At 70.5% G+C, this 26,649-nt stretch carries 28 protein-coding genes; 17 read left to right on the top strand and 11 right to left on the bottom strand.

What is annotated here, in order from left to right:
- Positions 1 to 17 precede the first annotated feature (17 nt).
- On the bottom strand, positions 18 to 1,784 hold the full coding sequence (locus DFR72_RS09380; protein WP_090067264.1) for an acetyl/propionyl/methylcrotonyl-CoA carboxylase subunit alpha: 1,767 nt from the start codon (positions 1,782 to 1,784) through the stop codon (positions 18 to 20).
- A 134-nt stretch (positions 1,785 to 1,918) separates the two neighbouring features.
- On the opposite strand from DFR72_RS09380, the gene DFR72_RS09375 reads away from it, so the two are divergent.
- A complete protein-coding gene (locus DFR72_RS09375) occupies positions 1,919 to 2,575 on the top strand; it encodes a hypothetical protein (protein ID WP_143086790.1) in 657 nt (218 codons plus the stop codon).
- Positions 2,576 to 2,734: 159 nt separating this feature from the next.
- Here DFR72_RS09375 and DFR72_RS09370 read toward each other — a convergent pair whose 3' ends face one another.
- From DFR72_RS09370 to DFR72_RS09360, 3 genes are all read right to left on the bottom strand, one after another.
- Complete coding sequence (locus DFR72_RS09370) at positions 2,735 to 4,021, bottom strand: dicarboxylate/amino acid:cation symporter (protein ID WP_090067266.1); 1,287 nt, start codon at positions 4,019 to 4,021, stop codon at positions 2,735 to 2,737.
- 181 nt (positions 4,022 to 4,202) lie between these two features.
- Entirely contained in the window at positions 4,203 to 4,802 is a 600-nt protein-coding gene (locus tag DFR72_RS09365) for a Maf family protein (protein ID WP_090067267.1), read from the bottom strand.
- On the bottom strand, positions 4,762 to 6,171 hold the full coding sequence (locus DFR72_RS09360; protein ID WP_245982697.1) for an MFS transporter: 1,410 nt from the start codon (positions 6,169 to 6,171) through the stop codon (positions 4,762 to 4,764). The genes DFR72_RS09365 and DFR72_RS09360 overlap by 41 nt, the downstream gene beginning before the upstream one ends.
- A 77-nt stretch (positions 6,172 to 6,248) precedes the next feature.
- On the opposite strand from DFR72_RS09360, the gene DFR72_RS09355 reads away from it, so the two are divergent.
- Complete coding sequence (locus DFR72_RS09355; RefSeq protein WP_090067268.1) at positions 6,249 to 6,638, top strand: hypothetical protein; 390 nt, start codon at positions 6,249 to 6,251, stop codon at positions 6,636 to 6,638.
- Here the strand turns inward: DFR72_RS09355 and DFR72_RS09350 are convergent.
- A complete protein-coding gene (locus tag DFR72_RS09350) occupies positions 6,635 to 6,862 on the bottom strand; it encodes an acyl-CoA carboxylase subunit epsilon (protein WP_090067269.1) in 228 nt (75 codons plus the stop codon). The two genes, DFR72_RS09355 and DFR72_RS09350, sit on opposite strands and share 4 nt — an antisense overlap.
- Positions 6,859 to 8,505 (bottom strand): acyl-CoA carboxylase subunit beta, encoded by a 1,647-nt coding sequence (locus tag DFR72_RS09345; protein WP_090067270.1) that lies wholly within the window; start codon positions 8,503 to 8,505, stop codon positions 6,859 to 6,861. The genes DFR72_RS09350 and DFR72_RS09345 overlap by 4 nt, the downstream gene beginning before the upstream one ends.
- A 117-nt stretch (positions 8,506 to 8,622) precedes the next feature.
- Between DFR72_RS09345 and DFR72_RS09340 the strand changes: the two genes are divergently transcribed.
- The 3 genes from DFR72_RS09340 to DFR72_RS09330 are packed head-to-tail and all read left to right on the top strand — an operon-like array spanning position 8,623 to position 10,880.
- On the top strand, positions 8,623 to 9,426 hold the full coding sequence (locus DFR72_RS09340) for a biotin--[acetyl-CoA-carboxylase] ligase (protein WP_090067271.1): 804 nt from the start codon (positions 8,623 to 8,625) through the stop codon (positions 9,424 to 9,426).
- A 13-nt stretch (positions 9,427 to 9,439) separates the two neighbouring features.
- On the top strand, positions 9,440 to 9,964 hold the full coding sequence (locus DFR72_RS09335; RefSeq protein ID WP_090067272.1) for a PH domain-containing protein: 525 nt from the start codon (positions 9,440 to 9,442) through the stop codon (positions 9,962 to 9,964).
- Complete coding sequence (locus tag DFR72_RS09330; RefSeq protein WP_090067273.1) at positions 9,951 to 10,880, top strand: hydroxymethylglutaryl-CoA lyase; 930 nt, start codon at positions 9,951 to 9,953, stop codon at positions 10,878 to 10,880. Before DFR72_RS09335 ends, DFR72_RS09330 begins: the two co-directional genes overlap by 14 nt.
- 204 nt (positions 10,881 to 11,084) lie before the next feature.
- On the opposite strand, the gene DFR72_RS09325 is transcribed toward DFR72_RS09330, so the two are convergent.
- Positions 11,085 to 11,522, bottom strand: a complete 438-nt coding sequence (locus tag DFR72_RS09325; RefSeq protein ID WP_090067274.1) for a MaoC family dehydratase — start codon at positions 11,520 to 11,522, stop codon at positions 11,085 to 11,087.
- A 97-nt stretch (positions 11,523 to 11,619) separates the two neighbouring features.
- Here DFR72_RS09325 and DFR72_RS09320 point away from each other — a divergent pair, with 97 nt between their 5' ends.
- Genes DFR72_RS09320 through DFR72_RS09305 form a run of 4 tightly spaced genes read left to right on the top strand, consistent with a single transcriptional unit; the run spans position 11,620 to position 15,266 of the window.
- Positions 11,620 to 12,105, top strand: coding sequence for a YbaB/EbfC family nucleoid-associated protein (locus tag DFR72_RS09320; protein ID WP_090067275.1), 486 nt, complete (start codon positions 11,620 to 11,622; stop codon positions 12,103 to 12,105).
- Positions 12,102 to 12,416, top strand: a complete 315-nt coding sequence (locus DFR72_RS09315; RefSeq protein WP_090067276.1) for a WXG100 family type VII secretion target — start codon at positions 12,102 to 12,104, stop codon at positions 12,414 to 12,416. Before DFR72_RS09320 ends, DFR72_RS09315 begins: the two co-directional genes overlap by 4 nt.
- A gap of 1 nt (position 12,417) precedes the next feature.
- On the top strand, positions 12,418 to 15,009 hold the full coding sequence (locus tag DFR72_RS09310) for a TNT domain-containing protein (protein WP_090067277.1): 2,592 nt from the start codon (positions 12,418 to 12,420) through the stop codon (positions 15,007 to 15,009).
- Positions 15,006 to 15,266, top strand: coding sequence for a hypothetical protein (locus tag DFR72_RS09305; protein ID WP_090067278.1), 261 nt, complete (start codon positions 15,006 to 15,008; stop codon positions 15,264 to 15,266). The genes DFR72_RS09310 and DFR72_RS09305 overlap by 4 nt, the downstream gene beginning before the upstream one ends.
- Here DFR72_RS09305 and hisN read toward each other — a convergent pair.
- Positions 15,247 to 16,026 (bottom strand): histidinol-phosphatase, encoded by a 780-nt coding sequence (gene hisN / locus DFR72_RS09300; RefSeq protein ID WP_245982696.1) that lies wholly within the window; start codon positions 16,024 to 16,026, stop codon positions 15,247 to 15,249. The two genes, DFR72_RS09305 and hisN, sit on opposite strands and share 20 nt — an antisense overlap.
- A 31-nt stretch (positions 16,027 to 16,057) precedes the next feature.
- Between hisN and DFR72_RS09295 the strand changes: the two genes are divergently transcribed.
- Positions 16,058 to 16,732 carry a response regulator transcription factor gene (locus tag DFR72_RS09295; protein WP_090067280.1) on the top strand — a complete coding sequence of 225 codons (675 nt, stop codon included), beginning with the start codon at positions 16,058 to 16,060 and terminating at the stop codon, positions 16,730 to 16,732.
- On the top strand, positions 16,732 to 18,006 hold the full coding sequence (locus DFR72_RS09290; protein WP_090067281.1) for an ATP-binding protein: 1,275 nt from the start codon (positions 16,732 to 16,734) through the stop codon (positions 18,004 to 18,006). The genes DFR72_RS09295 and DFR72_RS09290 overlap by 1 nt, the downstream gene beginning before the upstream one ends.
- On the opposite strand, the gene DFR72_RS09285 is transcribed toward DFR72_RS09290, so the two are convergent.
- From DFR72_RS09285 to DFR72_RS09275, 3 genes are all read right to left on the bottom strand, one after another.
- Positions 18,003 to 18,536 (bottom strand): GtrA family protein, encoded by a 534-nt coding sequence (locus tag DFR72_RS09285; RefSeq protein ID WP_090067282.1) that lies wholly within the window; start codon positions 18,534 to 18,536, stop codon positions 18,003 to 18,005. The genes DFR72_RS09290 and DFR72_RS09285 overlap by 4 nt on opposite strands.
- Positions 18,466 to 19,065, bottom strand: coding sequence for a GtrA family protein (locus DFR72_RS09280; RefSeq protein WP_425459878.1), 600 nt, complete (start codon positions 19,063 to 19,065; stop codon positions 18,466 to 18,468). Before DFR72_RS09280 ends, DFR72_RS09285 begins: the two co-directional genes overlap by 71 nt.
- Positions 19,066 to 19,176: 111 nt before the next feature.
- Positions 19,177 to 21,417, bottom strand: a complete 2,241-nt coding sequence (locus tag DFR72_RS09275; RefSeq protein ID WP_090067284.1) for a sigma-70 family RNA polymerase sigma factor — start codon at positions 21,415 to 21,417, stop codon at positions 19,177 to 19,179.
- Between the two features lie 141 nt (positions 21,418 to 21,558).
- On the opposite strand from DFR72_RS09275, the gene DFR72_RS09270 reads away from it, so the two are divergent.
- The 6 genes from DFR72_RS09270 to purE all read left to right on the top strand — a co-directional run bounded on the left by DFR72_RS09270 (position 21,559) and on the right by purE (position 26,592).
- Entirely contained in the window at positions 21,559 to 22,326 is a 768-nt protein-coding gene (locus DFR72_RS09270; protein ID WP_245982695.1) for a GGDEF domain-containing protein, read from the top strand.
- A gap of 112 nt (positions 22,327 to 22,438) precedes the next feature.
- A complete protein-coding gene (locus DFR72_RS09265; RefSeq protein WP_090067285.1) occupies positions 22,439 to 22,819 on the top strand; it encodes a GntR family transcriptional regulator in 381 nt (126 codons plus the stop codon).
- Positions 22,816 to 23,610 (top strand): ATP-binding cassette domain-containing protein, encoded by a 795-nt coding sequence (locus DFR72_RS09260; protein WP_090067286.1) that lies wholly within the window; start codon positions 22,816 to 22,818, stop codon positions 23,608 to 23,610. The genes DFR72_RS09265 and DFR72_RS09260 overlap by 4 nt, the downstream gene beginning before the upstream one ends.
- Positions 23,607 to 24,857 carry a hypothetical protein gene (locus DFR72_RS09255; RefSeq protein ID WP_090067287.1) on the top strand — a complete coding sequence of 417 codons (1,251 nt, stop codon included), beginning with the start codon at positions 23,607 to 23,609 and terminating at the stop codon, positions 24,855 to 24,857. The genes DFR72_RS09260 and DFR72_RS09255 overlap by 4 nt, the downstream gene beginning before the upstream one ends.
- 62 nt (positions 24,858 to 24,919) lie before the next feature.
- Positions 24,920 to 26,107 (top strand): 5-(carboxyamino)imidazole ribonucleotide synthase, encoded by a 1,188-nt coding sequence (locus DFR72_RS09250; RefSeq protein ID WP_090067288.1) that lies wholly within the window; start codon positions 24,920 to 24,922, stop codon positions 26,105 to 26,107.
- Positions 26,104 to 26,592: a 5-(carboxyamino)imidazole ribonucleotide mutase gene (gene purE, locus DFR72_RS09245; RefSeq protein ID WP_256239420.1), complete on the top strand. Its 489-nt coding sequence runs from the start codon at positions 26,104 to 26,106 to the stop codon at positions 26,590 to 26,592. The genes DFR72_RS09250 and purE overlap by 4 nt, the downstream gene beginning before the upstream one ends.
- The last annotated feature ends 57 nt before the right edge of the window (positions 26,593 to 26,649 follow it).

The raw sequence follows: 26,649 nt of genomic DNA, 5'->3' as shown, positions 1-26,649 counted from the left end.
GTGAGCGACCCGGCCGGTCAGTCCTTCAGCTCGCAGATCACGGTGCCCTGGGTGATCGGGTCACCGGGCGCGGCCGCCAGACCCGTCACCGTGCCGGCCTTGTGCGCCGTCACCGGGTTCTCCATCTTCATGGCCTCCAGCACCACGATCAGGTCGCCCGCCTCGACGGTCTGCCCGTCCTCGACGGCCACCTTCACGATCGTGCCCTGCATCGGCGCCGCCACCGCGTCACCCGACACGGCCGCGCCGCTGCCACCGGCGCGCTTGGCCTTCGGCTTCTTCGCCGCGGCGGCGGCAGGCCGTGAACCGACGGCGAGATCACCCGGCAGCGACACCTCCAGGCGGCGCCCGCCGACCTCGACGACGACGGTCTGCCGCGGCGTCTCCTCGTCGGCAGCCTCGGCAGCGCCCGCGAACGGTGCGATCTGGTTGTCGAACTCCGTCTCGATCCACCGCGTGTGGACGGTGAAGCCCTCGGGCTTCTCGGCGGTGAACGCCGCGTCGCGCACGATCACGCGGTGGAACGGCAGCACCGTCGCCATGCCCTCGACGACCATCTCGTCCAGTGCACGCCGCGCGCGGGCCAGGGCGTCCTCGCGGGTCTCGCCGGTGACGATCAGCTTGGCCAGCAACGAGTCGAACTGCCCGCCGATCACCGAACCCGACTCGACGCCGGCGTCGACGCGGACACCGGGACCGGACGGCGCGACGAACGTCGTGACGGTGCCGGGCGCGGGCAGGAAGCCGCGGCCGGCGTCCTCGCCGTTGATGCGGAACTCGATCGAGTGCGCGCGCGGCGCCGGGTCCTCGGTGTAGCGCAGCTTCTCGCCGGCGGCGATGCGGAACTGCTCGCGCACCAGGTCGAGGCCCGTCGTCTCCTCCGACACCGGGTGTTCGACCTGCAGGCGCGTGTTGACCTCCAGGAACGAGATCGACCCGTCCATCCCGACGAGGTACTCGACGGTGCCGGCGCCGTGGTAGCCCGCTTCGAGGCAGATCGCCTTGGCCGACGAGTGGATCGTGGCGCGCTGCTCGTCGGTCAGGAACGGCGCGGGCGCCTCCTCGACGAGCTTCTGGTGGCGGCGCTGCAGCGAGCAGTCGCGGGTGCCGACGACGATCACGTTGCCGTGGGTGTCGGCGAGGACCTGGGCCTCGACGTGGCGAGGCTTGTCCAGGTAGCGCTCGACGAAGCACTCGCCGCGGCCGAACGCCGTGACGGCCTCGCGGACCGCGGAGTCGAACAGCTCGGGGATCTCCTCGAGGGTGCGCGCGACCTTCAGGCCACGGCCGCCACCGCCGAACGCCGCCTTGATCGCGACCGGCAGCCCGTGCTCGGAGGCGAACGCGATGATCTCGTCCGGCCCGTTGACCGGGTCCTTGGTGCCGGGCACCAGCGGCGCGCCCGCGCGCATCGCGATGTGCCGCGCCGTCACCTTGTCACCGAGGTCGCGGATGGCCTGCGGGGTCGGGCCGATCCACACCAGCCCGGCGTCGATCACGGCCTGCGCGAACTCGGCGTTCTCGGACAGGAAGCCGTAGCCGGGGTGCACGGAGTCGGCGCCGGACTGGGCGGCGGCCGCCAGCACCTTCTCGAACGACAGGTAGCTCTCACCGGGGGTGTTGCCGCCCAGCGCGAACGCCTCGTCGGCGAGTCGCACGAACGGTGCGTCGCGGTCGGGATCGGCGTAGACGGCGACGCTCGTCAGACCGGCGTCACGGCAGGCGCGGATGACCCGGACGGCGATCTCACCGCGGTTCGCGATGAGGACCTTGCGCAGCGACACGGCGTCGTACCTCCTGCTGGACCGGTTAATTACGGCTCTGGCTGGTGCCGCAGTCTACGGAAATCGGTGAACTCCGAGAGGGAGAGACGGCTCACTTCACATCCATCGTGAGCGCATCGAGCACAATCTGCGATGTGGGTGGAACCAGGTCCGTGCAGGTGGTTGCCGTCGTCGCCGCCTTGGTGTTCGCAGCGGGGCTGGTGTTCGCCTATTTCCAGCGACCGGACGGCACCGATTCAGGTCAATCCGGCATCGACCCCGGAATGCGCTGCGGTACCACCGTCTGCCAGGTCGTCATCGGCAAATCGGTCGGCGGGGACCTCGTCGAGCTGCTCTCCGGAACGGGCGGCGGGCGGATCAGGGTGACCGGCGAGTCGGGCCCGTTCGTCTTCGAGATGACCATCGCCGAGTCCGGTGCGACGGTGAACGCCGAGTCGCTGCTGTGCTCGGAGGCGCCCATCAGCGTGTGCCTCGTGCGCGGCGCGCAGAACGGCAAGGTGCTCGGCGAGGTGCTGATCCGCAAGGACGGCACGTGGTCGCGCGCGCAGGCCGCCTACCTGTCCAGCGCCGGGTACCTCGGGCTGCACGACGTCAACGAGGACTCCACGGCGGACGTCGTCTCGGCCCAGCGCGGCTGCGACGGTCAGTGCAACGACTCGTTCGTGCAGGTGTTCTCGGCGCTCGGGCCGATCATCGGCTGTACGACGCCGGCGCCGGCGCGGGAGCAGCTCGCTGGCTGGCCCGCACCGGCGCCGAAACTGTCGCAGTTACGACCCTGTGCGAATGGCTAGCGCGGTGACCGCCAGCCTCACCTGCTCTTTCGGCGCCCAGCAGGGCGCATCGCGGCACCGGCCCCGCGCCCCCATATGTCCAATATGAGGGCGCGGGGCCGGCACCACGATCCACCCGTCTGAACGTCGAAAGACCGGGCGAGGCCGACGGTCACCGCGCTAGGCGTTGACGAGGTCCTTCTCGGCCGGAGCGGCGGGCTCCTCGATCAGGTTCTCGCTGCGTGCCACCAGCACCGGCACGGTGATCTGGCCGGCCACGTTGGTCGCGGTGCGCATCATGTCGAGGATCGGGTCGATCGCGTAGACCACGGCCACACCGGTCGCGATCACGGCCGGCGGCAGGCCGACGACGCTCAGGGTCAGCGTGAGCATCGTGTACCAGCCGGTCGTCCCGGCCGTCGCCAGCGCGCCGAACACGGCGACAAGCACGATGCCGACGTACTGCCACACCGAGAGCTGGATGCCGAACAGGTTCGCGATGAAGATCGTCGCGACGGCCGGGTAGACCGCGGCGCAGCCGTCCATCTTGGTCGTGGTGCCCAGCGGCACGGCGAAGTTCGCGTACTCGGTCGGCACGCCGAGGTCCGTCGCGGCCTTGCGGGACAACGGAAGCGTGGCGCCCGAGGAGCGCGACACGAACGCGAACTGCAGCGCCGTGCCCGCCTTGCGGAAGAACTCGACCGGCGAGGTCTTGCCGACGAACTTCAGCAGGACCGGGTAGACGACGAACAGCACGAGCGCGGTGCCGAGGTACACGGCGAGGATCAACGAGAACAGCGGCTTCACGAACGAGTTGCCGTAGGACGCCACGGCGTTGCCGATGAGGCCGAAGATGCCGATCGGGGCCAGCAGGATGATCCAGCCGACGACCTTCTGGATGATCTCGAAGAACGACTTCACGAGGTTCGTGAACGGCGCGGCCTTGTCCCCGAGCGCGTAGGCGGCGAAGCCGACCAGCACCGCGATGAACACGACCTGCAGCACGTCGCCCTCGGTGAACGCGCCGAAGATGTTGGTGGGCACCAGGTTGTCGAGCAGCGACTGCCACGAGCCGGACGCGCGCTTGGCGAGCTTGTCGACGGCACCGGCGGCGGGTTCGATCTGCAGGCCCGCGCCGGGCTTGAGGACCGTGGCGACCGCGATGCCGATCAGCACCGCGACGAACGACGTGATGGCGAACCACAGGAACGTCTTGCCGCCGAGGCGTGCGGCGGTGCGGCCGCCGCCGAGGTTCCGCAGCGACGCGATGCCGACGACGATCGCGGTGAACACCAGCGGGATCACGGTCAGCTGCAGCAGCGCCGTGAAGGTGGAGCCGATCTTGGCGAGGACGGGCGCGAGCCACGTGCCCTTGCCGAGCCAGCCGGCGAGCGCGCCGAGGACGAGCGCGCCGAGGACGGTGAATCCGAAGACCTTGGGCTTGCGATATGTCTGGACGAACGACATCGAACATCTCCTGGGCAGGGATGAGCTGAGTGGGGGTGTCGGGAGCTGTTAGCTCCGACAACCCGTGCTCGTCCTGCGTGCCAGGTCGATGTTCCTGCGACGCGTCAAGTACTCGTTCACCGCTGCCCTCAACGTCGGCGTTGAGGGCAGTCTTCCCCGATCGGGTGAACTGTGACCAGCGCTACCAGAGTGTGGACACGGAAACACCCACCTGGCCGAGGAGCCTTCGGGTGAGGGACAGGCTGATGCCGATCACGGACGTGTGGTCGCCGTCGATGCCGTCGATGAACCAGCCGCCGAGCCCGTCGATCGTGAAGCCACCGGCGACGTGCAACGGCTCACCCGTCGCGATGTACGCCTCCAGCTCTTCCTCCGACGGGGTGCCGAACCGCACGGTGGTCGACTCGGCGGCCGACGCACGGCCGGTCACGACACCGCCGGAGACGCGCAGCACGGTGTGCCCGGTGATCAGCACACCGCTCTTGCCCGCCACCCGGTGCCACCGCTCCCGCGCGACCTCCGGCGTGCCGGGCTTGCCCACGAGCTCGCCCTCGAACAGCAGCATCGAGTCGCAGCCGACGACCACGCACTCGTCGTCGTGCTCGATCGCCTCGGCCTTGGCAGCGGACAGCGCGACGACGGTCTCCTCCGGCGTCGGGTTCTCGAGCGACTCGACCAGCGCGTCCTCGTCGACACCGGAGACCCGGACGACGGGTTCGATGCCCGCGGACCGCAGGACGCTAAGACGGGCGGGTGACTGGGAGGCCAGGATCAGACGCACGCGCCGAGTCTGTCACGGGCGGCGCGGCGACCCGCTGGAAGGCGAACGCGGCCGCGATGCCGACCGCCAGCACCCCCAGCAGCAGGTAGAACGCCGCTCGCACGGCCGAGGTGAAGTCGCCGGTGGCCGCCAGCACCACCTGCAGCACGGCCGCCGTCACGGCGCTGCCCAGCACGTTCCCGAACTGCCGCGAGGTGTTGTAGATGCCGGAGCCGGCACCGAGCAGGGACCGGTCGAGCGTGCGCGTGGAGATGTTCGTCAGCGGTGAGAACACGAGCCCCATGCCGATGCCCAGGGCGACCATCGACGGCAGCAGCACCCACTGGGACCCGTCGCCGAGCAGGAACGTCATCGCCACGATGCCCAGCGCCATCAGGGCGAACCCGGTGATCGGCAGGTACTTGGCGTCGGCCCGGTTCGACAGCCGCCCCGCGAAGATCGCCACGACGCCGGACATCAGCGACGCCGGCGCCGTGACCAGGCCCGTCATCAGTGGCGACAGCTTCGGCACGGTCTGAAGGAACAGCGCCAGCGGCACGAACACCCCGGTCACCGTGATGCCGATGGAGATGTTCGCGACGTTGCCGAGCGAGAAGTTGCGGTTGCGGAAGATCCGCAGCGGCATCAGCGGCTCGGGGTTGCGCGAGGACGCCTGCCACAGCAGGAACAGCGCGAGGAACAGCACCCCGGCGGCGATGATCTCGGCGATCGTGAGGGGTCCGGTGACCCGGCCCCACCGGTAGTGCTCACCGTTCTGGATCCCGAACACCAGCAGGCCGAGTCCGAGGCAGCACAGCACGACGCCGAGCACGTCGAACTTCGGCGCGCGGTCCGGCCGCAGGTCGGGCACCCACAGGAACAGCAGCACCACCGCGAGCACACCGATCGGGAGGTTCACGAAGAAGATCCACTCCCAGCCCAGGTGCGTGACCAGCACCCCGCCGAGCAACGGCCCGGAGACCGTCGCGAGCCCGGCGACCGACCCCCACATGCCGAGCGCCGCACCCCGCTTGACCGGCGGGAACAGGTGCGTGATGAACGCCATCGTCTGCGGGGTCATGGCCGCGGCACCGAGGCCCTGGAACACCCTCGCGGCGATCAGCGCGTCCGCGGTCGTGGAGAGACCGCAGGCCAGCGACGCCGCGATGAACAGCACGAGCCCGATGCCGTAGAGCCGCTTGGGCCCGTACCGGTCGCCCAGCCGCCCGGTCAGCAGCAACGGCACCGCGAACGCGAGCAGATAGGCGCTGACGACCCAGATGACGTCGTTCAGCGACGCGTTCAGGTCGGTGATCATCGACGGCAGCGCGACGTTGACGATGGTCGTGTCCAGCAGCGTCATGAAGAAGCCGATGCACAGCGCGTACACGGTCCGCCAGTTCGCACGGTCCGTTTGAGTAGTACTGCTGATGCGCGATCACCTCTTCAGTCGGCACTCTCGGAAGAGTGAAGCGCTGGGTGCTTGTCCTCACCGAACGCGGCTCCGATCGCGAAGGCAAGCGCAGACGGATCGCGGCACTGCTCGTCGTGCTCGGCGGCCTCATCGGATCATTCGGCGTTGGAAGCGTGCTCGCGAGTGACCCGATCGGCTATGGAGTGCCCATTTGGCCGTTCGCCGACACCGCCGATCGGGCGGAGAACGCACTCCTGACGCAGATCGTGCCCGCCGTGCGCTCCAACCTGCCGCTCGACCACGCCGGGGTGCAGGTGCTGCGCCGGACCAACGCCTACGGCAGCGCGTTCTGGACGCTGAAGCTGCAGGTCGACGGCGAGACCCGCTGTCGCGAGGTCGCCGTCGGCCTGAACGTGACCAGCCGTCGAGTCGAGTGCTCCTAGCCCGGGAAACCGGAGGCGCGCCAGGCGCCCGGTCCGTGCTGCAACGACCGGCGGACCCGGCGGGCCGGGTTCGCCCACTCCGAACGCCGCTTAGGCGCGTCCTCGGCGGGCGCGGCCGAGGCCAGCCCGGCGATGACAGCGGTCAGCGCGGCCAGCTGGTGGTCGTCCGGCGTGCCCTTGACGACCTTCAGCAGCGGCTTCTCGTTCTGCTCCGGCGCGGTCACAGCGGGATGTTCCCGTGCTTCTTGGGCGGCAGCGTCTCCCGCTTGTCCCGCAGCATCGACAACGCCCGCGCCACGTATCCGCGGGTGAACGCCGGTGGGATCACCGAGTCGACGTAACCGCGCTCAGCGGCGACGTACGGGTTGCACAGCGTGTCCTCGTACTCCTGCTGCAGCTGAGCGCGCAGGGCGTCGACGTCCTCGCCGTTCTGGGCAGCGGCGGCCAGCGTCTTGCGGTGCACGATGTTCGCCGCACCCGAAGCGCCCATGACGGCGATCTGCGCCGTGGGCCACGCGAGGTTGATGTCGGCGCCGAGGTGCTTGGACCCCATGACGTCGTACGCGCCGCCGTACGCCTTGCGCGTGATGACGGTGACCAGCGGAACGGTGGCCTCGGCGTAGGCGTAGATCAGCTTGGCGCCGCGCCGGATGATGCCGTTCCACTCCTGGTCGGTGCCGGGCAGGAAGCCGGGGACGTCGACGAACGTCAGCACCGGGATGTTGAACGCGTCGCAGGTGCGCACGAACCGCGCGGCCTTCTCGGAGGCGTTGATGTCGAGGCAGCCGGCGAACTGGGTGGGCTGGTTCGCGACGACGCCGACGGAGTGGCCGTCCACGCGGCCGAAGCCGACAAGGATGTTCGGCGCGAACAGCGACTGCACCTCCAGGAAGTCGCCGTCGTCGAGCACGCGGTTGATGACCTCGTGCATGTCGTACGGCTGGTTCGCGGAGTCCGGGATCAGCGTGTCGAGCTCGCGGTCGGAGTCCGTGATCGCGTCGGAGATCGACCCCTCCGCCAGCGTGCCCTCGAACGTGGGCGAGTCGGAGAGGTTGTTGGACGGCAGGTAGCTCAGGAGCTCCTTGACGTACGCGATCGCGTCTTCCTCGTCGTTGCCGAGGTAGTGCGCGTTGCCCGACTTGGTGTTGTGCGTGCGACCGCCGCCGAGCTCCTCCATCGTCACGTCCTCGCCGGTGACGGTCTTGATGACGTCGGGGCCGGTGATGAACATGTGCGAGGTCTGGTCGACCATCACGACGAAGTCGGTGAGCGCGGGGGAGTAGACGTGCCCGCCCGCGTTCGAGCCCATGATCAGCGAGATCTGCGGGATCACACCGGAGGCCTTGACGTTGCGGGAGAAGATCTCGCCGTAGAGGCCGAGCGAGACGACGCCCTCCTGGATGCGCGCGCCGCCGCCCTCGTTGATGCCGACGATCGGCCGGCCGGTCTTGATCGCCAGGTCCATGATCTTGACGATCTTCTCGCCGTAGACCTCGCCGAGCGATCCGCCGAAGACGGTCACGTCCTGGGAGAACACGCACACCGGACGGCCGTCGACGGTGCCGTAGCCCGTCACGACGCCATCGCCGTACGGGCGGTTGCGCTCCTGGCCGAAGTTCGTGGAACGGTGCCGGGCGAGCTCGTCCAGCTCGACGAACGACCCCGGGTCGAGCAGGAGGTCGATGCGCTCGCGGGCTGTCTTCTTGCCCTTCGCGTGCTGCTTTTCGACCGCGCGTTCGGAGCCGGCGTGAACCGCCTCGTCGTTGCGCCGGTAGAGGTCAACGAGCTTGCCCGCGGTGGTGTGGACGTCCGGGGCGCCTGAAGCGCCGGTGGGGACGTGCCCGATCGGCTCGGTCGCACTGCTCATGGGCTCGCAGCCTAACGAGACCATTGCTGAACTGCCCCGTGCAGTTGTCCAGGTCACGGCAACCTGTCGGTGATCTCCGATCGCACGTACTCTCTTCCGTTCCCATAACCTGGCCCGATGACCTCCGCACTCGACGCCGAAGAGCTGCGCTCACGGCTCGTCGCACCCAACGGCCCGTACGCCGCTCTCGACGTCGTCGAGACCACGGCGTCCACCAACGCGGACCTGGCCGCCTCCGGCGCCGCGGACCGCACCGTGCTGATCGCGCTGGAGCAGAGCGCGGGCCAGGGCCGGCGTGGCCGCAGCTGGTCGTCGCCCGCCGGTGGCCTCTACCTGAGCGTGCTGTTCCGCCCGGCCGGTGTGCCCGCCGAGCGGCTGCCGTGGCTGAACCTGATCGCCGGGCTCGCCCTGGTGCGCGTCGCCCAGTCGGCCGGTGTCGAGGCCACGCTGAAGTGGCCGAACGACCTGCTGCTCGGTTCTGGTCCGGGCAAGGGCGCGGGGATACTGTCCGAGATCACCGCCGACGGCGCGGTCGTGGTCGGCATGGGCCTGAACGTGGCGAAGCTGCCGTCCGACGTCCGGCCCGCACCGGGTGGGCTCGCGCCGACGTCGCTGGAGGACCTGGGCGCCGCCGAGCTCGACCGCGGCGAGCTCGCGTTCCGGCTCCTGGTCGAGCTGGCCGGGCTGGAAGGCGTGTGGCGCAAGAACGGCGGCGACGCGGTCGAGTCCGGAGTGCTGGAGGAGTACGAGGAGCACTCGTCGACCGTGGGCCAGAACGTGCGGGTCGAACTCCCCGGTGGCGTCGAGCTCCTCGGGGTGGCGCAGCGCATCGAGGCCGACGGCACGCTGGTCGTGCGCGGCGCCGACGGGGTGGAGCACGGCGTGTCCGCTGGTGACGTGGTGCATTTGCGCCAGGCGTAGTTAGGGTTGCGCCATGGCCTATCCCGACGACCTGCTGAGCTCCGGCGAGCACGTCGTGATCCACAAGCACCCCCACTGGAAGATGCTGATCTTCCCGGTGTTCTGGCTGCTGGTGGTGGTCGCGCTCGGCACCTACCTCGCCGGGCTCTTCGGCGACCAGTCGTGGGCCACCGTCGTGTGGATCGTGCTGGCCGTGGTCGGTGCCGTGCTGATCCTGTGGCTGACGGTGACGCCGGTGGTGCGCTGGCGGACGACGCACTTCATCATCACGTCGGACCGCGTGATGTACCGCGAGGGAGTGTTCAAGCGCACAGGCCTCGACATCCCTTTGGCTCGTGTGAACAGCGTCCGCTTCGAGCACAGTTTCTCCGACCGCCTGCTCGGCTGCGGCACCCTGATCATCGAGTCGGCCTCGGACGAGCCGCTCGAGTTCGACGACATCCCGTCCGTGGAGAAGGTGCACACGATGTTGTACCGAGAGGTCAACGACAACCCCGACGACGACTTCCACCCGGGGGCCGTCGATGGGCGCGCGTGAGGTAGGGCTGCCGGACGTCGTCGGCTCCGGATCGCTGCCCCCGCGGGTGACGATCTGGGAGGTCGGCGCCCGCGACGGCCTGCAGAACGAGTCGGTCGTCGTGCCGGTGGCGGTGAAGCTGGAGTTCCTGGACCGCCTGGCTGCCGCCGGACTGTCCGTTTTGGAGGCGACGTCGTTCGTGCACCCCAAGTGGGTGCCGCAGCTGGCCGACGCCGCCGAGTTGCTGGCGGGACTCGAGCAGCGGCCTGGGGTCCTTTACCCCGTGCTGGTGCCCAACGAGCGTGGGCTGGACCGGGCACTGGAGGCGGGGGTCACGCACATCGCGATCTTCGCCTCGGCCACGGAGACGTTCGCCTCGCGCAACCTGAACCGGACGTTGGACTCGCAGTTCGAGATGTTCGAGCCGACTGTTTCCCGTGCGCTGGCAGAAGGTCTGGACGTGCGCGGGTACGTGTCGATGTGTTTTGGCGACCCTTGGGAGGGGGCTGTCGCCCGGTCCCAGGTCGTGGCTGTCGGGGAACGGTTGCTCGAGATGGGGTGCTCGCAGTTGTCCCTGGGCGACACCATCGGGGTTGCCACTCCCGGACAGGTCGAGTCGTTGCTGGAAGGGTTCCGCGACGTTTCTCGGCTTGCTGTGCATTTCCATGACACCTATGGGCAGGCGTTGTCGAACACCTTGGCCGCTTTGCGGTGTGGGGTGACGACTGTGGACTCCTCGGCCGGTGGGCTGGGTGGGTGTCCTTATGCCGAGTCGGCTACCGGCAACCTCGCTACCGAGGACCTGGTGTGGATGCTTGACGGGTTGGGTGTCGAGACCGGGGTTGATCTTGACAAGCTGGTCGAGACCTCGGTGTGGATGGCTGAGCAGTTGGGGCGGCCCAGTCCTTCTCGGGTGGTTCGGGCGTTGGCCAAGTGATCCTGGGGCTCCGCCCCGGACCCCGCCAATCTGATCCGAAGCCGGGGTCCACGCCGTACGCGGGTTGATGGCACGCCTGTCGCGTTGGGCGGAGTTGCGTTGCGTAGATGGTGGCACCCGGACCGCACGGTAAGGACGGCTCGCCTTCGGCTTCGCGGGTGGGATGCGTGCTCGTGAGCGTGCGCTCGGACTGCTCGCGTGCGATTAGCCGCGTGCGGTGAACATGCCCGTGGCGATGAACCGGTAGACCAGCTCGTCGCCCCGCTTCGCCCTGCCCTCGAACTCCACCAGGCCCAGGTCCGGCCGCTTCTTCGAGCGACGTGCGGTGAGCACCTCCGCCTCGAAGGTGAGCTTGTCGCCGGGGTAGACGGGGGCGAGCCACGAGAGTTCGCGGCCGCCCGGCGAGCCCTGTGAGGTGGAGTCGGCCAGGACCTCGTCCACCCAGCGGCGCATCCAGAGGGACGCGGTGTACCAGCCGGAGGCGGACAAACCGCCGAAAATCGAGTTCTTGCCCGCTTCCTCGTCCAGGTGGAACGTTTGCGGGTCGAACTTCTTCGCGAAGTCCAGCATGTCGTCCCGGTCGACGATCACCTCGCCAAGCGGGATGATGCGGCCTGCGGGCAGATCCTCGAAGGCGATCATCTCGTTGATCCTACGTAACTGAAACCGCTGGGAACCGATCTAGGGGCGACGGCGTCCTAGAGCCCGAGCCCAGGGCTATGCGTGTGAGGGGGACTCGGTGGACGACCACCGTGCGCAGGTCGAGGAGTTGCTCGCTGACTACCGGCGTAGCCGCGAGCAGCTTGCTTCGGTTCAGCGCGAGCTGGCCGCCGTGTCCGGGCAGGCCTCCAGTCCTGACGGGACGGTCGCGGCGACCGTCGGATCCGGCGGCAAGCTCGTGGGACTGGAGCTTTCCGAGATGGCCTATCGCAGGCATCGGCCTGAGCAGCTGGCCGAGTTGATCGTGCGGACCGTGGCCGCGGCCGCGGCCAGTGCTGCCGAAGACACGTATCAGACGTTGAGTGCCGTGTTGCCCGCTTCCACGGACCCTGCCGCGCTCGTTGCCGGGACGGCTGATCTGAAGCCCTCCGAGTACGCGCCGGACGACACCGAGACCGTGGATCTCGGGCACCAGTCCGTTCGCGGGCGCAGGGACGACGACGAGGACAACGAGCAACGGGAGAGCTGGCTCGACTCCGAGCTCATCGACAGGAGGGTCCGATGACCGGGTACTCGGCCGACCTCGAGCGGCTCGACGCCGGGGCGCGCGAGCTCAAGGGGTTCGCGGGGCAGGCAGGCGAGATCGCGGGGGCGCTCGACCGGGCGCTGGCCTCGTTCGGCGTCTGCTGGGGGGACGACGCCGTCGGGCGGAGTTTCGCCGCCTCGCACGAGAAGCCGTCCGGGGACGCCACCGGGGCGTTGTCCGGGCTGGCGACGACGTTGGGGGACGTGAGCGACAAGCTCGCCGCGACGGCCTCCACGTACCGGCACGTCGAGGAGCAGAACGCCTCCGGGATGAGAAGGTTGGACGGCTGACATGGGTATCGAGCTTCCCGCCGAACTCGCCGCCGTCGCGGCCAAGGCCGGTGTCTCCTGGCCCAAGGCCGACGAGGACGCCATGCGTTCCAGCGCCACCGCGTGGCGTGAGGCGGGCGACAAGATCAAGAGCCTCGGCACCACGTCCGACGGCGCCGCGAACCGTGCGCTGGGCGGCATGACCGGTGGCACCGGTGACGCGGCACGCGGTCGCTGGGCCGAGGTCGTGGGTCCCGACGGCGACTTCCACCGCGCCGCCCACGGCTGCCACGCCGCCGCCGACCGCCTCGACCACGCCGCCAAGCAGGTCGGTGCCGCGAAGGTCGAGATCGTCCGCGAGCTGGTGGCGCTGGCCAAGAACAACGACGCCGCGACGGCCTCGGCCAGTGCCGGCAACCCCACCGCGCTGCTCGGCCTCGACACGCTGACGAAGGGTGCCGCGGCCAACGTCGCGAACCTCCAGAACACGCTGACCTCGGCGATCCGCCTGGACAGCGGCATCGACATGAGCCAGGGCACGCATCCGGTCAACACCGCGCCCGGCGCCCACGGGCCCGGCGGTGGCCTGCTGTCGCCCGTCACGAACCTCGTCGGTGGCGTGGTGGCCCCGGTGGCGGGCGTGGTCGCCCCCATCGTCGAGCCCGTCGCCGCCGTGGTCGCCCCGGTGACCGAAGCGGTGGCTCCCGTCGTCGGCGCGGTGACCGCACCGGTCGCGCCCGTCGTGGGTGCCGTGACGGCTCCGCTCGCGCCTGTCGTCGGTGCCGTGACCGAGGTCGCCGCACCGGTCCTCGACGCCGCCGCTCCCGTGACCGCACCCGCCGCCGCTGTCGTGCAGCCGGTGTTGGACGCGGTGCCCGGTGGCCGTGACGCCGCCGGTCCGGTGTTCGACGGCCGGGGTGACGGCGACGGCCAGGGCCAGGGCCATGGCGACGGACAAGGCCGTGGTGAAGGCCGTGGCGAGAGCAAGGGCCCGATCCCCGGCATCGTGGCCGGCGCGGGCCACGCGGTCGGCCAGGTCGTCGCGCCCGTCGCGCATCCGGTGGCCGACGCGATCCCGAGCGTCGCGGGCACTCTCGGCCCCGTCACCGAAGGCACGACCCAGGCGTCCGCCGCCGTGCTCGACCCGACCCTGGTCCGCGGTGGCGAACTGCCCGGCCAGGCTCCTTCCGCACCTCAGGCGGCGGCTCCCGCAGCTCCGGCCGCCTCACCTGCCGCCCCGGCGATGGGCGCGGCTCCGGCCGGTGGCCCGGTGGGCGGCCCGATCGGTGGTGCCGTGGGCGGTGCTGCCGGTGGTGTTCCGGCGGCGGCGTCGCAGGTCGGTGCGGTCGTGGGTCAGCAGGGTGCCGCGCAGGCACCCGGCCAGCAGAGCCAGGCGGGTCAGGCCGCTCAGCAAGGTCAGCAGGGCCCCAAGCCCGCGGCGGACGCGAAGGCCACCGAGCTCAAGTCCGGCGAGGCGAAGGCCGGCGAGCTCAAGCCGGGCGAGGCCAAGGCGGGTGCGCAGGCAGCCGCGGCCAAGACCGGTTTCCCCGGTGCGGCACCGGGTCAGGCGCTGGGCAACCAGGCCGCCCAGTTCGGCGGCCAGGCCGGCACCCAGCCGGGCCAGGTGCAGGGGTCGGGTCAGACCCAGTCCGGCACGCACGCCTCCTCCCACGGGCAGAGTTCCCCGGCGGCGGTCGCGGCCAAGGACGCCGCGGCCAAGGACCTGGCGAAGGACGCCGCGGACGCGCTGCTGGACGGCGATGTCGCGACCGTGGAGGAACGCGGCGAACGCCAGGTCGGCGACACCATCGCCAGCCCGGCCGCGCCCGGCGCCGGCGTCGACCTCGGAGCCCGGACCACCACTTCGGGCCCGCTCGCGGCGGTGGACCCCGGCGGCTCGCACGCGCTGAGCGACCGCCTCGAGAACCGGAACGACCTGGCACTGGCGAATCCCGGCATCGCCGGCGAGATCGCCCGCCACACCTACACGGCGGCCGCGGCCGGCAGCTGGTTCATGGCCGTCTTCCTGAGCGCCGGACGGGCTCCGACCCTCGCCCCGAAGCCGGCCCGCCAGCTCCCGCCGCCCCCGCAGGACGAGGAGCAGGCCGTCCCGAGGTTCGCCCCGGACGACCACCCGCAGCCGATCGACACGTCCTCCGCCCAGCCGGCGCAGCCCGGCGCCGGCCTCGGCAAGGATCACCCGATCGTGCAAGAACTCCTCGCCGGTCACGACCCGCTCGCGGGCATGCACGAACGCGACTGGGAAAGCCTGTTCCAGCACGAGGACGGCACCCCGCGCTGGCCCGCGGAACGCGAGGGCGGCTATGAGGACAGCCAGCCCGAGGTCCTCCAGGCAGGCGCCGAGCTCGACAGGTTCGGCACGCCCGAGGGCCGTGTCCTGAGCACGGCGGGCACCCCGTTCGCGCAGCGTTCCCTGCCGCCCCAGGCGGCGGACGAGGGCTACCGCAGGTACCGCGTCACCAGGGACCTGCCCGTCCACCGCACGATCAGCGCGCCCTGGTTCGGCCAGCCCGGCGGTGGCAGCCGGTACCGCACCACCCACCCCGTCGCGGACCTCGTCGCGCTCGGCTACCTCACGGAGATCACCGCATGAACGTCGAGTCGCTGCCCGAGTGGCTGACCAGGATCGGCGTGCCGGACGACGTCGTCAGCCTCGGCGAGGAGGCGGACCAGCGCTGGTGCCTGCTGTCCGATGAGGACGGCAAGGGGCACGAGGTGTTCTGGCAGGAGCAGGGCAACCGCTACGACTGGGCCCGGTTCGACGACGAGAGCGTGGCGTGCCACTACCTCTTCGGCCGGCTGGCCTGGGCCCAGGTCGCGCGCGGAAGTCTCACCGTTCCAACAGCTTGAGCGCCGCCTCGTGCAGGTGGCCGTTCGACGTCAGCACGCTGCCGCCGTCGTAGCGCTCCTCGCCGTCCAGCGAGGTGAAACGGCCACCGGCCTCGGTCACCAGGACCTGGAACGGGGCGATGTCCCACGGGTTCGCCACGCACTCGGGCGCCAGGTCGATGGCGCCCTCGGCGACCAGGCAGTGCTGGTAGAAGTCGCCGAACGCGCGGCTCTCCCAGGTCGCGTCCACGAGGCGCAGGTACGCCTCGCGTGAGTGGTACTTCACCCACGACTTGATGTCCGTCGTCGACACGTAGGCGTCTTCGAGAGAGCGCACACCGGACACGGAGATAGCGCGCTCACCGGAGGCGTCCGACGCGAACGCGCCACCGCCCGCGGCCGCCCACCAGCGGCGGCCCATGGCGGGCGCGGACACGACGCCCACGACCGGCACGCCGTCCTCGACCAGGGCGATCAGCGTCGCCCAAACGGGTACACCGCGCAGGAAGTTCTTGGTGCCGTCGATCGGGTCGAGCACCCAGACGCGGGCCGCGTCCAGCGTGCCGCCGCGTTCCTCGCCCATGACGACGTCGTCCGGGCGCTCGGCGGCGAGCACGGCACGGACCGCGTCCTCCACTGCGACGTCGGCGTCGGTGACGGGTGTGCGGTCCGGCTTGCGCTCCACGGCGAGGTCGTGCGCGCGGAACCGGGTCGCGGTGATCGCGTCGGCGGAGTCGGCGAGTCGGAGGGCGAGTTCGAGATCAGCATCGTGGCGTGACACGCGGCGATCGTTCCACGAATACGCTGAGCCCGTGAGCGTGGTGTTGCTGGCCGAGGACGACCCGGCCATCGCGGAACCTCTCTCCCGCGCTTTGACGCGGGAGGGTTATTCGGTGCAGGTCGTCAGTGACGGGCCCAGTGCCTTCGACGCCGCCATCGCCGGGGGCATAGACCTCCTGGTGCTGGACCTCGGCCTGCCGGGGATGGACGGACTGGAGGTGTGCCGGCGGCTGCGCCAGAGCGGCAGGGGAGTGCCCGTGCTGATGCTCACGGCCCGGGCCGACGAGGTCGACTTCGTGGTCGGGCTCGACGCGGGTGCGGACGACTACGTCGCCAAGCCGTTCCGCCTGGCCGAGCTGATGGCCCGCATCCGGGCGCTGCTGCGCCGCCGCGCGCCGGGGACGCTGGAGGTCAACGGCGTGCGCGTCGACCTGGCCGCCCGCCGCGTCACCGTCGACGGCGGCGAGATCCAGCTCGCGAACAAGGAGTTCGAACTGCTCAAGGTGCTGATCCAGCGCGCGGGCCAGGTCGTGAGCCGCGACGAGATCCTGTCCGAGGTCTGGAACGACCCGGACCTCAAGGGCAGCAAGACGCTCGACATGCACATGTCCTGGCTGCGCAGGAAGCTCAGCGACGGCACCCCGAACTCCGCCGAGAAGCGCATCGCGACCGTGCGGGGCCGCGGCTTCCGCTTCAACGCCGACTAGTGCGCCGCCGGATCCTGCGGGCGATCCTGCTCGCCGTCGCCGTCACCGGGATCGTGCTGGGCCTCCCGCTCGGCTACACCGCGCTGCAGCTCGTCGAGGACACGGCCCGTGGCGACCTCACCGAACGAGCCCAGCAGATCGCGACGTCGTTCGACGACCAGCTCGCGAAGCAGCAGAGCCTCGACATCGAGGCCGTCCGGATCGCCATCCCGACCGACGGCCGTCTCACCGTCGTGTCGGCGGGCACCACCAAGTCCACGGGTCCCTCGCCGGGCGACGACCCGCTGACCGTCGAACTGCCGATCGCGCAGCAGGGCACCGTCCGCCTGGAGATCCCCTCCGGCCCGATGCACACCTCGCAGGCCCAGGTCGCGGGCCTGGTGCTGCTCCTGCTGGCACTCTCCGTCGGCACCGGCACCGTCGTCGCCCTGGTGACGGCGCAAACGCTTGCCCGGCCACTGGTCCACGTGGCCGCCCGCGCGTCCCGGCTGGGCGCGGGCGACTTCCGCGCCGACGAGCAGCGCTACAACGTCCAGGAGCTCGACGCGGTCTCCGACGCGCTCGACACCTCCGCCACGGCACTGGCCCGCCTGGTCCAGCGCGAACGCGAGCTGGTCGGCGACGTCTCCCACCAGCTGCGCAGCCGCCTGACGGCCCTGCAACTGCGCCTGGAAGCCCTCGCCGAGCACCCGGAACCCGAGACCGCGGCCGAGGCCCGCGCGGCACTGGAGCAGGCCGAACGCCTCGCCGCCGTGCTGGACGAACTGCTCGCCGCCGCCCGCGCGGCCCGGGCCGTCGGCGCCGAGCCGCTGGAACTGCGGCCCGCGCTGAACCTGATCGCCGACGAGTGGCGCGAGCAGGTCAAGGGCCAGGGCCGGGCGCTGCGCGTGCGCGTCCCGGACGGTCTGCTGGCCCGCGCCACGCCCGCCCGTCTTCGCGAGGCGATCGGGGTGCTGCTGGACAACGCCCTGCGCCACGGCGAGGGATCGGTCGTGGTCTCCGCACGCAGCGAAGACGGCACTGTCGTCGTAGAGGTCAGCGACGGAGGAGCGGGCGTGCCGGACGAGCTCGCGGCGCACATCTTCGAGCGCGGCGTCTCCGGCGGCGGCTCGACCGGGGTGGGCTTGGCGCTCGCACGGGCTCTGGTCGATGCGGATGGCGGCCGGCTGGAGCTGTCCACGGCACGGCCGGCGACGTTCGCCGTGTTCCTGCCGGTGCCGAAGGCGCAGGACGTTGTGGGGATCTCCTGGAAGAAGCCGAGCACACCCCGTTAGGAGTGGCCGAGTTCCTTCTCTTCCTCGATCGACCGGCTGTTGCGGAAGTTCTCCTCGGGGAAGACCCAGTTCTTGTAGCCGTACCAGCGGAACGCCATCGCGATGAGCGTGCCGATGATCTGCGCGCTCAGGAAGTCCGAGATCTCCTCGGTGAGCCGCGACACGTGCGGCTCCTGAAGGTGGAACGCGTACCGCGCGATGTACAGCGGCGCCGAGTTCAGCACGATGCCGATGCCGTTGACCAGGAAGAACAGCAACGCCTCGTGGTGACGCTCGCGGCCGCCGCGGGTGCGGAACGACCACTCCCTGTTCAGGATGTACGACACGATCGTGGCGACCAGGGTCGCGATGATCTTCGCCGTCACCGGGTTGTTCGGCAGGATCACGATCTTGATTCCGAAGAACAGGACCGTGTCGATCACGAAGCAGGTGCCCCCGACCAGGGCGAACTTGACTAGTTCACGATGCTTCAGCGCGATCGACCGGATCGGTTCCGGAAACCGGGAGACCACTGTTTCGGCTAGAGACACGGGATGAGTCTACGGAGATCGGGTGAACACGCCGGTCCGGCCGAGCACCCGCGTCGGGGAAGACCCAGCGGCGCATGGCCCAGAACTTGAAGCCGGTCGCGAGCAGCATGCCGAGGATCGAGCCCGAGACGAAGTCCGCGATCTCCTCGGTCATGACCGAGACGAACGGGGCCTGCAGGCCGAACAGGTGCCGCGACAGCCACAGCGGGGCGATGTTGATCCCCACGCCGATACCGCTCACCAAGAAGAACAGGGCGGCCTCGTGGTGGCGTTCGCGCCCACCGCGGGTGTGGAACGACCACTCGCGCGACAGCACGTACGAGGCGATGATCGCCACCAGCACGCCGATGACCTTCGCCGTGACGACCTTGTCGGTCAGCACGGTGAGCTTGAGCGCGTACCAGACGCCGTTGTCGATGAGGAACGTCGTGCCGCCTACCAGCGCGAACCGGAGCAGTTCGCGGTGCTTGTGCATCAGGAACTGGACCGGTTCCGGCAGCCGGCTCATGGCGCGGCGAACGACTGGCAGCACCGCGCCAGCTTACGGATCTAGATCACGACGCTGCTTCCGGGTGGGACGAACCGCGACACAGAGGTGCATGACCTGCACGTTCCGTGACGAACAAAGATCAACTTCTGATCAACTTCGCGGTGGTTCGCAGTCCGGCCAGCCGATCAGGCCGCCGATCAACCCCGGGAGCAGACCCGGCGGCGGCTCGCACGGCTCCTCCGACCTCGGCGGTGGCGTGGTCGTCGGCGGCGTCGACGGGGGCGGTGACGGCGGCAGAGTCGTCGATGGCGGGACTTCCGGCGTCGTGGGCTCGGTCGGCTTGGTGGGCTCGGTCGGCACCGTCGGCTTCGTCGGGTCGACCGGCTTGGTGGGCTCGGCCGGCCGAGTGGGCTCGGTGGGCTTCGTGGTCGTGGTCGACGGCGGCACCGTCGTGGTGGACGTCGGCGGGTTCGGCGGTTCCTCGCCAGGCGGGTGCTCCGGCCAGCCCTTCATGGGCACGGTCACGGACTTGGTCGCGTTGCCCAGCGCGGCCGTCACGGTGACGTCCCCGCCGTGGCGTCCGAACGCCCAGAAGGACATCCGGAACCTGTCGCCCTTGTCCAGGTCGGCGACGCAGCGGATCGACCTGTGGTCCACCTGCGTGCACTGCCGGTAAGGCGCGAAGATCACCAGGTCCTTCGTGGACGAGATGTCCAGCTTCACCGTGCCCGCGCGCGGACCCTTGTTGCGCACCTCGACGTCCGCACGCGGGTTGTGCCACCACACCTGGCTCCACGTCTTCACGAAGAGGTCGATGTCGTCGTTCACCGGCGGCACGTTGACCTCGACGCTGATGTCGACCGAGACCGACGTGCCCGCGCTGATGACACCGGTGATCGTGCCGGGCACGGCGGAGTCGGTGGCCCGCAGCAGGAAGTGGAACGTCGCCTGCCCACCCGGCGCGATGCCCTGCGGCGTCACGCACGTGATCGTGCCGGTGCCGGCGGGGCAGTTCACGCTCTGGTCGGCCGAGCCGTCCGGCTGCAGCAGGCGCGCGGCGCCGAAGCCCGACGGCCCGCCGGTCGACACGACGCCCGGTGGCAGGTTCAGCACCATGCTCGCGGGCGGCGCGGGGGTTCCGCCCGTGTTCCGGACGGTGATCGGGAAGTCCTTGGGCTCCTCGCCCGGCGTCAGCGAGTACCCGCTCGGCGTGGTCGGCGTGAGCGACGGCGGCGCGGGTGCGGGCGGTTCCGGCGCGGGAGGTTCTGGAACGGGCGGCGCCGGCGGAGCGGGCGGGGTCGCCGAGGGCGGCGGCTCCGTCGTGGTCGTCGGTGCCGGCGGTTCCGTCGTGGGGGTGGGAGCGGGCGGGACCGGGGGCACCGGCGGCCTCGGTGACTGGACCTGGGTCTGTGCGGGCGGGGGCTGGACGGCCTGCACCACCGGCGCCTGCTGCTCACCGCCGGCGGCTGCCAGCGCGATCACCACGGCCGCGGCCACGGCGGCCGCGGAACCACCGACCGTGACGAGCTGGCGGGGGATCGCGGCACCGACGGCGCCCGCGCCACCCGCCGCCGCTCCGGCACCGACGACGGCCGTCGTCGTGCCGGCGGCCACCAGGTACGTCGTGGCACCGATGCCCAGCACCAGCGGGGCGACGAAGATCCGCAGCGCGCCGTTGACGTCCGCGAGTTCGGCGGCCAGCGCCCGGCACCGGCCGCACTCGTCGAGGTGCGCCTCGACCTGGGTCGCCTCGCGCTTGGACAGGCCCGCGCGGGTCCAGGCGCCGAGCCGGTCGACGGTCGCCCTGCAGCGCTCCGCCTCCGTGTCGGCCAGGTGCATCTGCAGGTACTGCTGCTTGAGGCCCTCACGGGCGCGATAGGCGAGCGCGGACACGCCGTTGGCCGTCAGCCCGAGCAACGGGGCGACCTCGGCGGGCGACTGGCCCTCGATCTCGGTGTGCCAGAGCACCATCTGCCAGCGCTCGGGCAGGGCGGCGAACGCGCGGGCGGCGAGCGACCGCTCCAGCCCGGCCACCGCGGTGTCGCTGAACTGCACGGCGGGCGCGACGTCGGTCATGTCCTCGGTGAGGTCGACCTTCTTGTCGCGGCGCGTCTTGTCGTACGCGGTGTGCCGCAGGGCCGTGAGCAGGTACGCGCGGAAAGCCGAGTCGGGGCCGCGGCCGCCACGGAGCGTGTCCAGGACCTTCGCGAACGCCTCGGAGACGAGGTCGTCGGCTTCCGCCGGGGAGCGCGCCAACTGGCGGGCGAGGTTGTAGGCCGCCGAGACGTGGCGTTCGTACAACTGGCCGTAGGCGTCGATGGTCCCGCCGCGCACGGACTCGATGAGTTCCGCGTCGCTCGGTCCCTGGACGTCTGCAGGAACGATCGCCACAGTTTTTGTTTCCCTCCCACGCGCGCCCAGTGTGACTTACGGCGCCTGGCGCAGTCATCTCAATCCCCCGCGCGGGTTGCGTCACGAATAGGCGACGGCTGCGTCTCCCACCTGGAATCGGGCGAACTGAAGGGAGACCGGGTGGGTGTCGCACAAGCGGAACGCCTGCTGAAGTCGAGGTGGCGGACCGCCACCATGGCTGCCGGCTGGGCGTTCCCCGCAGACTGGCCGCTCGCCGAGGTCGACGACGTGTGCGCGGCGATGCTGGACGACGCCGACCCCGGCGACGCGCTGGTCCGGCTGGGCCGCGCTCGCGCCGAGGCCGGGGCGGGCCTGAGCGAGACGCTGCTGGACCTGGCCGCGCTGCACGCCGTGCTGACCGACGCGTCGCACGTCGTGTCGCCGGACGTCGACGCGCTCCCTCCACGGATGGTGCGCATGACAGCGCTGGGATGGGCGGACGTGGTGACGAAGCAGGCCGGCGAGTGCGCGGCCGAGGACCCGCTGACCGGGCTGGCGACCGCCGCCTACCTCCGGACGCGGCTGGGCGAGGTGTACCGGGAGACGCCGGTCGCGTCCCTCGACTACGCCCTCGTCCTGCTGCGGCTCGACGTGCACCGTGCGTCGGGCTGGTCCCGCGTCGTCGCGATGACGCTGGCGTCCGACGCGTTGCGCACGGTTTTCGACGGCGGCGAGACGCTGGCGTCCCTCGGTCCGTGCGTGGCCGCGGTGCTGGTCCGCCGTGACGGACTTCTTGCCCGAAGAGTCTCGAACCTCAGGGTCCTGGCGGCCGACCGGCTCGCCGACGACCCCCACGTCCGGCCGGTCGGACCCGCCAAGGTCTGGGTCGAGCAGTTGCCGGACACGCACGCCGAGGCGCGTGTGCTCCTCACCTCGCTCGGGCGCTGAACCCCCTGTCCCGCGCCCGGCGGCCCTCCCCACGTCCCCACCGGGGTCGCTTCCCAACACTCCCAGAAGTGTTCTATTGTGCTAGTTCACTAGAACAATCTGGGGAGCGTGCGTGGTCGAGTTCCACGTTGACCGCGGCAGCGGGTTTCCCGCGTACCTGCAGCTGGGGCAGCAGGTCAGGGAGGCTCTGAGGCTCGGCTGGTTGCAGCCGGGTGATCGGCTGCCGACGGTCCGCGACGTCGTCGCCTCGAGCGGCGTGAACGCGAACACCGTGCTCAAGGCCTACCGCGAGCTGGAGCTCGCCGGCCTCGTCGAAGCCCGTCAGGGCTCCGGCACCTTCGTCAAGGCCTCCTTGGGGTCCGCCGCCCCCGAGGACCTGGACCCGTTGCGCGTGAAGCTCGCCGCATGGGTCGCGGAGGCACGCTCCGCCGGGTTCGAGGACGAGGACATCAACGCGCTGATGCGCGAGGTGCTGAGTGGGGGAGCGCAATGAGCGTGGTCGCGGCCGATGTGTCGAAGTGGGCGTTGCGAAACGTCTCCTTCGAGCTGCCGCCGGGCAGCGTGACGGCCATGGTCGGGGCCAACGGCTCCGGCAAGTCGACGTTGCTGAACGTGCTGGCCGGGCACCTGCCGCCGGACTGGGGTCACTCGTCGATCGCGGGCCGGGTGGCGTACGTGCCGCAGCACAAGCCGATGTACAAGTCGTTCAAGGTCGCGGACGTGCTGCAGTTCGGCCGCCGCATGAACGACGTCTGGGACGAGGAACGCGCCGACGGGTGGCTCACCCGGTTCAAGGTGCCGCGCAGGCTCCAGATCGGTGACCTGTCCGGCGGCCAGCGCACGCACGTGACGCTCGCACTGGCGTTGGGCGCCCGCCCGGACGTCCTGCTGCTGGACGAGCCGCTGGCCGAGCTGGACCCGCTGGCACGCCAGAAGGTCATGCGGGAGTTGCTGACCGAGGTCAACGACAACGGCATGACGCTGATCTTCTCCACGCACGTCGTGGCGGAGATCGGAGGCGTCGCCGACCGGCTGCTGCTGCTCTCGAACGGCCGCCTGCTGGTGAACGGCGACACGGACGAGTTGCTGGAGGAGCACGTTCTCTACACCGGCCCGCACGCCTCGAAATCACCCGTGGAGGGACCCGTGGTGCTCGCGAAGCACGGCAAGTCGCAATCGTCGTACCTGGTGCGTTCCGGCGGTGCGCGGATCGACGAGCCGTGGACCGCGCGGTACGTGACGCTGGAGGAACTGGTCGTGGCGCACCTGGAGCGTGCGGCGTGAACCTGGGTTCGATCATCTGGCTGACCTGGCGTCAGCACCGCTGGTCCATCCTCGGCGTCACCGCCATCGCCCTGCTCGCCGTGTACGGCCTCGTCTCGACGGAGTTCGAGGGCGGATCGCCCACGATGCCGATCGTCGGCTTCTACGCCCTCATGGTGCAGCTCGGGTTCGGCGGCGTGATCGGCATGTTCTGGGGCGCGCCGCTCATCGCCCGTGAGCTGGAGGAACGCACCTACTTCGTGGCCTGGGGCCAGGACGTCACGCCCGCGGAGTGGTTGCGCGGCAAGCTGCTCGTGCTCGGCGTCCTGGCCGTCCTGCTGGGCGCGCTCGTCGGAACCGGCGACGGTTACGTCGGCACGCGCAGGTCGTGGTCCTCGTTCGAGGCCAACCTGCTCGTGCAGGCCGGTTACGCGGTCCTCGGGCTGGCGGTCGGCGTGCTCGTCGGCCTGCTGACCAGGCACGTGATGACGGCGATCGCGGGCACCCTGGTGTTCTTCACGCTCACGCGCATCCTCGTGTCCGTGGTCGGGCGCGACTACTACTTGCCGCCGGAACGCGTGATCGTGCGCTGGGAGGACACCCCCGTCGTGCCGGAACGCGGACTCGAGCTCGGCAACGGCTTCGTCGGGCCCGACCTCGAACCGGTGCCCGTGCTGAACAAGTGCATGGAGGCGGTCAACACGAACACCTGCATGCGCAACGAGAGGGCCGCCATCGGCACGTACGTCGAATACCAGCCGGTCGAGCGGGTGACGACGTTCCAGATCATCGAGTTCTTCGTGTGTGCGCTGCTGGCGCTGGGCCTGTTCCTGCTCGTGTTCCGGTTGATGCGGCACGGCGGCGGGTGGAAGCCCTCCCGCTCGCACCGCCGCATCGGGGAGCCGTCGCTGGTCGCCGTTTCCGGGCCGGCCGTGGTCCTGGCCGGAGCGGCGGCCGAGTCCGCCCCCGCGCCCGCGTTCGATCCCGTCGCCGAGCCTGAGCCTGCGTTCGGTCCGGAGGCGGAGCCCGAACCTGCCGAGCCTGCGTTCGATCCGGAGGCGGAGCCCGAGCCTGCCGAGCTTGCGTTCGGTCCGGAGGCGGAGCCCGAACCTGCCGAGCTTGCGTTCGATCCGGAGGCGGAGCCCGAACCTGCGTTCGATCCAGGGGTGGAGCCGGAGCCAGCCGAGGCCTCGGAGCCGAAGTCCGCTTCGGGCGAGGACAGCGCGGAGAGCACGCCGGATTCCACCGCCCCCAAGGCCGAGGGCTAGCGCGGGCACGAGCTGGGCGTGGTGGTGAGTGTCGCTGTAGCCGCAGGTAGAATGCCTGAACCGTGGACTCTCGTACCCGTCTCCCCGTCGTCGGAATGATCGGCGGCGGGCAGCTCGCCCGCATGACGCACCAGGCCGCGATCCCGCTCGGGCAGTCGCTGCGCGTGCTCGCAGTCTCCGAGAACGACCCGGCCGCGCTCGTCGCGCGGGACGTGGTGCTCGGCACGCACACCGACCTCGAAGCGCTGCGCTCGTTCGCCAAGGGCTGCGAGGTGGTCACCTTCGACCACGAGCACGTGCCCCAGGACCACCTGCGCGCGCTGGTCGCCGAGGGCGTGAAGGTGCACCCCGGTCCGGACGCGCTGCAGTTCGCGCAGGACAAGCTGAAGATGCGCGTGCGGCTGGCCGAGCTGGGCCTGCCGGTGCCGCCGTTCGCCGAGGTGCACGAGGTGCGTGACGTGCTCCGCTTCGGCGCGGAGCACGGCTGGCCGTGCGTGCTGAAGGCGATCCGCGGCGGCTACGACGGGCGCGGCGTGTGGATGCTGAACACCCCGCAGAGCGCCGAGCGGGTCGTCCCCGAGCTGCTGGAGTCCGGCACGCCGTTGATGGTCGAGCAGTGCGTGCCGATGCGCCGTGAGCTGGCGGCCGTCGTGGCGCGCTCGCCGTTCGGGCAGGGTGCGGCGTGGCCGGTCGTCGAGACCGTGCAGTCCGACGGCATCTGCGTCGAGGTCCTCGCGCCGGCTCCCGCCCTCGACGGTGCCGACGCCCAGGAGCTGGCGCTGAAGGTCGCCGAGGCGCTGGGCGTCGTGGGCGTGCTGGCCGTCGAGCTGTTCGAGACCGCGGACGGCGTGGTCGTGAACGAGCTCGCGATGCGCCCGCACAACTCCGGCCACTGGTCGATCGAGGGCGCCCGCACGTCGCAGTTCGAGCAGCACCTGCGCGCCGTGCTCGACTACCCGCTCGGCCGTACCGACCTGATGGCGCCGGCCGTCGTGATGGCGAACGTCCTCGGCGCGACCGAGACGCCCGCGATGGGCCCCGACGAGCGCGTTCACCACCTGTTCGCCCGGTACCCGGACGCGCACGTGCACCTGTACGGCAAGGAGGAACGGCCGGGCCGCAAGATCGGGCACGTGACGTTCCTCGGCAACGACATGACCGAGGTACGTCAGCGCGCGCGGCTCGCCGCCGACTGGCTGTCCACGGGCATTTGGTCAGACGGATACGACATTCACGGGAGTGCGGAGTGACTCAGGTTGGCGTGATCATGGGCAGCGACTCGGACTGGCCGGTGATGAAGGCGGCCACCGAAGCGCTCGCCGAGTTCGACGTGCCGTTCGAGGTGAGCGTCGTCTCCGCGCACCGCACCCCGCAGCGCATGCTCGACTACGCGACGTCGGCCGCGTCCCGCGGCCTGCGAGTGATCATCGCGGGCGCTGGCGGCGCCGCCCACCTGCCCGGCATGGTCGCCTCGGCCACCGTGCTCCCGGTGATCGGCGTTCCGGTGCCGTTGAAGTACCTCGACGGCATGGACTCGCTGCTCTCGATCGTGCAGATGCCCGCGGGCGTCCCGGTCGCCACCGTCTCAGTCGGTGGTGCGCGCAACGCGGGCCTGCTGGCCGTCCGGATGCTGGCGTCCTCGGACGTCGCATTGCAGGAGCGCATGGCCCGCTTCCAGGCAGAACTCGAGCAGCTCGTACTAGACAAGGACGCGGCGCTGCAGAAGTCCCTCTGAGTGCTCAACAGCACAGCGGCGTCCGACGTGAACGGGCGCTAACATCGTGCACGAGTA

The sequence above is a fragment of the Lentzea flaviverrucosa genome, assembly GCF_003350445.1.
Taxonomy (GTDB): domain Bacteria; phylum Actinomycetota; class Actinomycetes; order Mycobacteriales; family Pseudonocardiaceae; genus Lentzea; species Lentzea californiensis.
The sequence above is the reverse complement of the archived record's forward strand: the minus strand, read 5'-3'. Positions and strand labels throughout refer to the sequence as shown.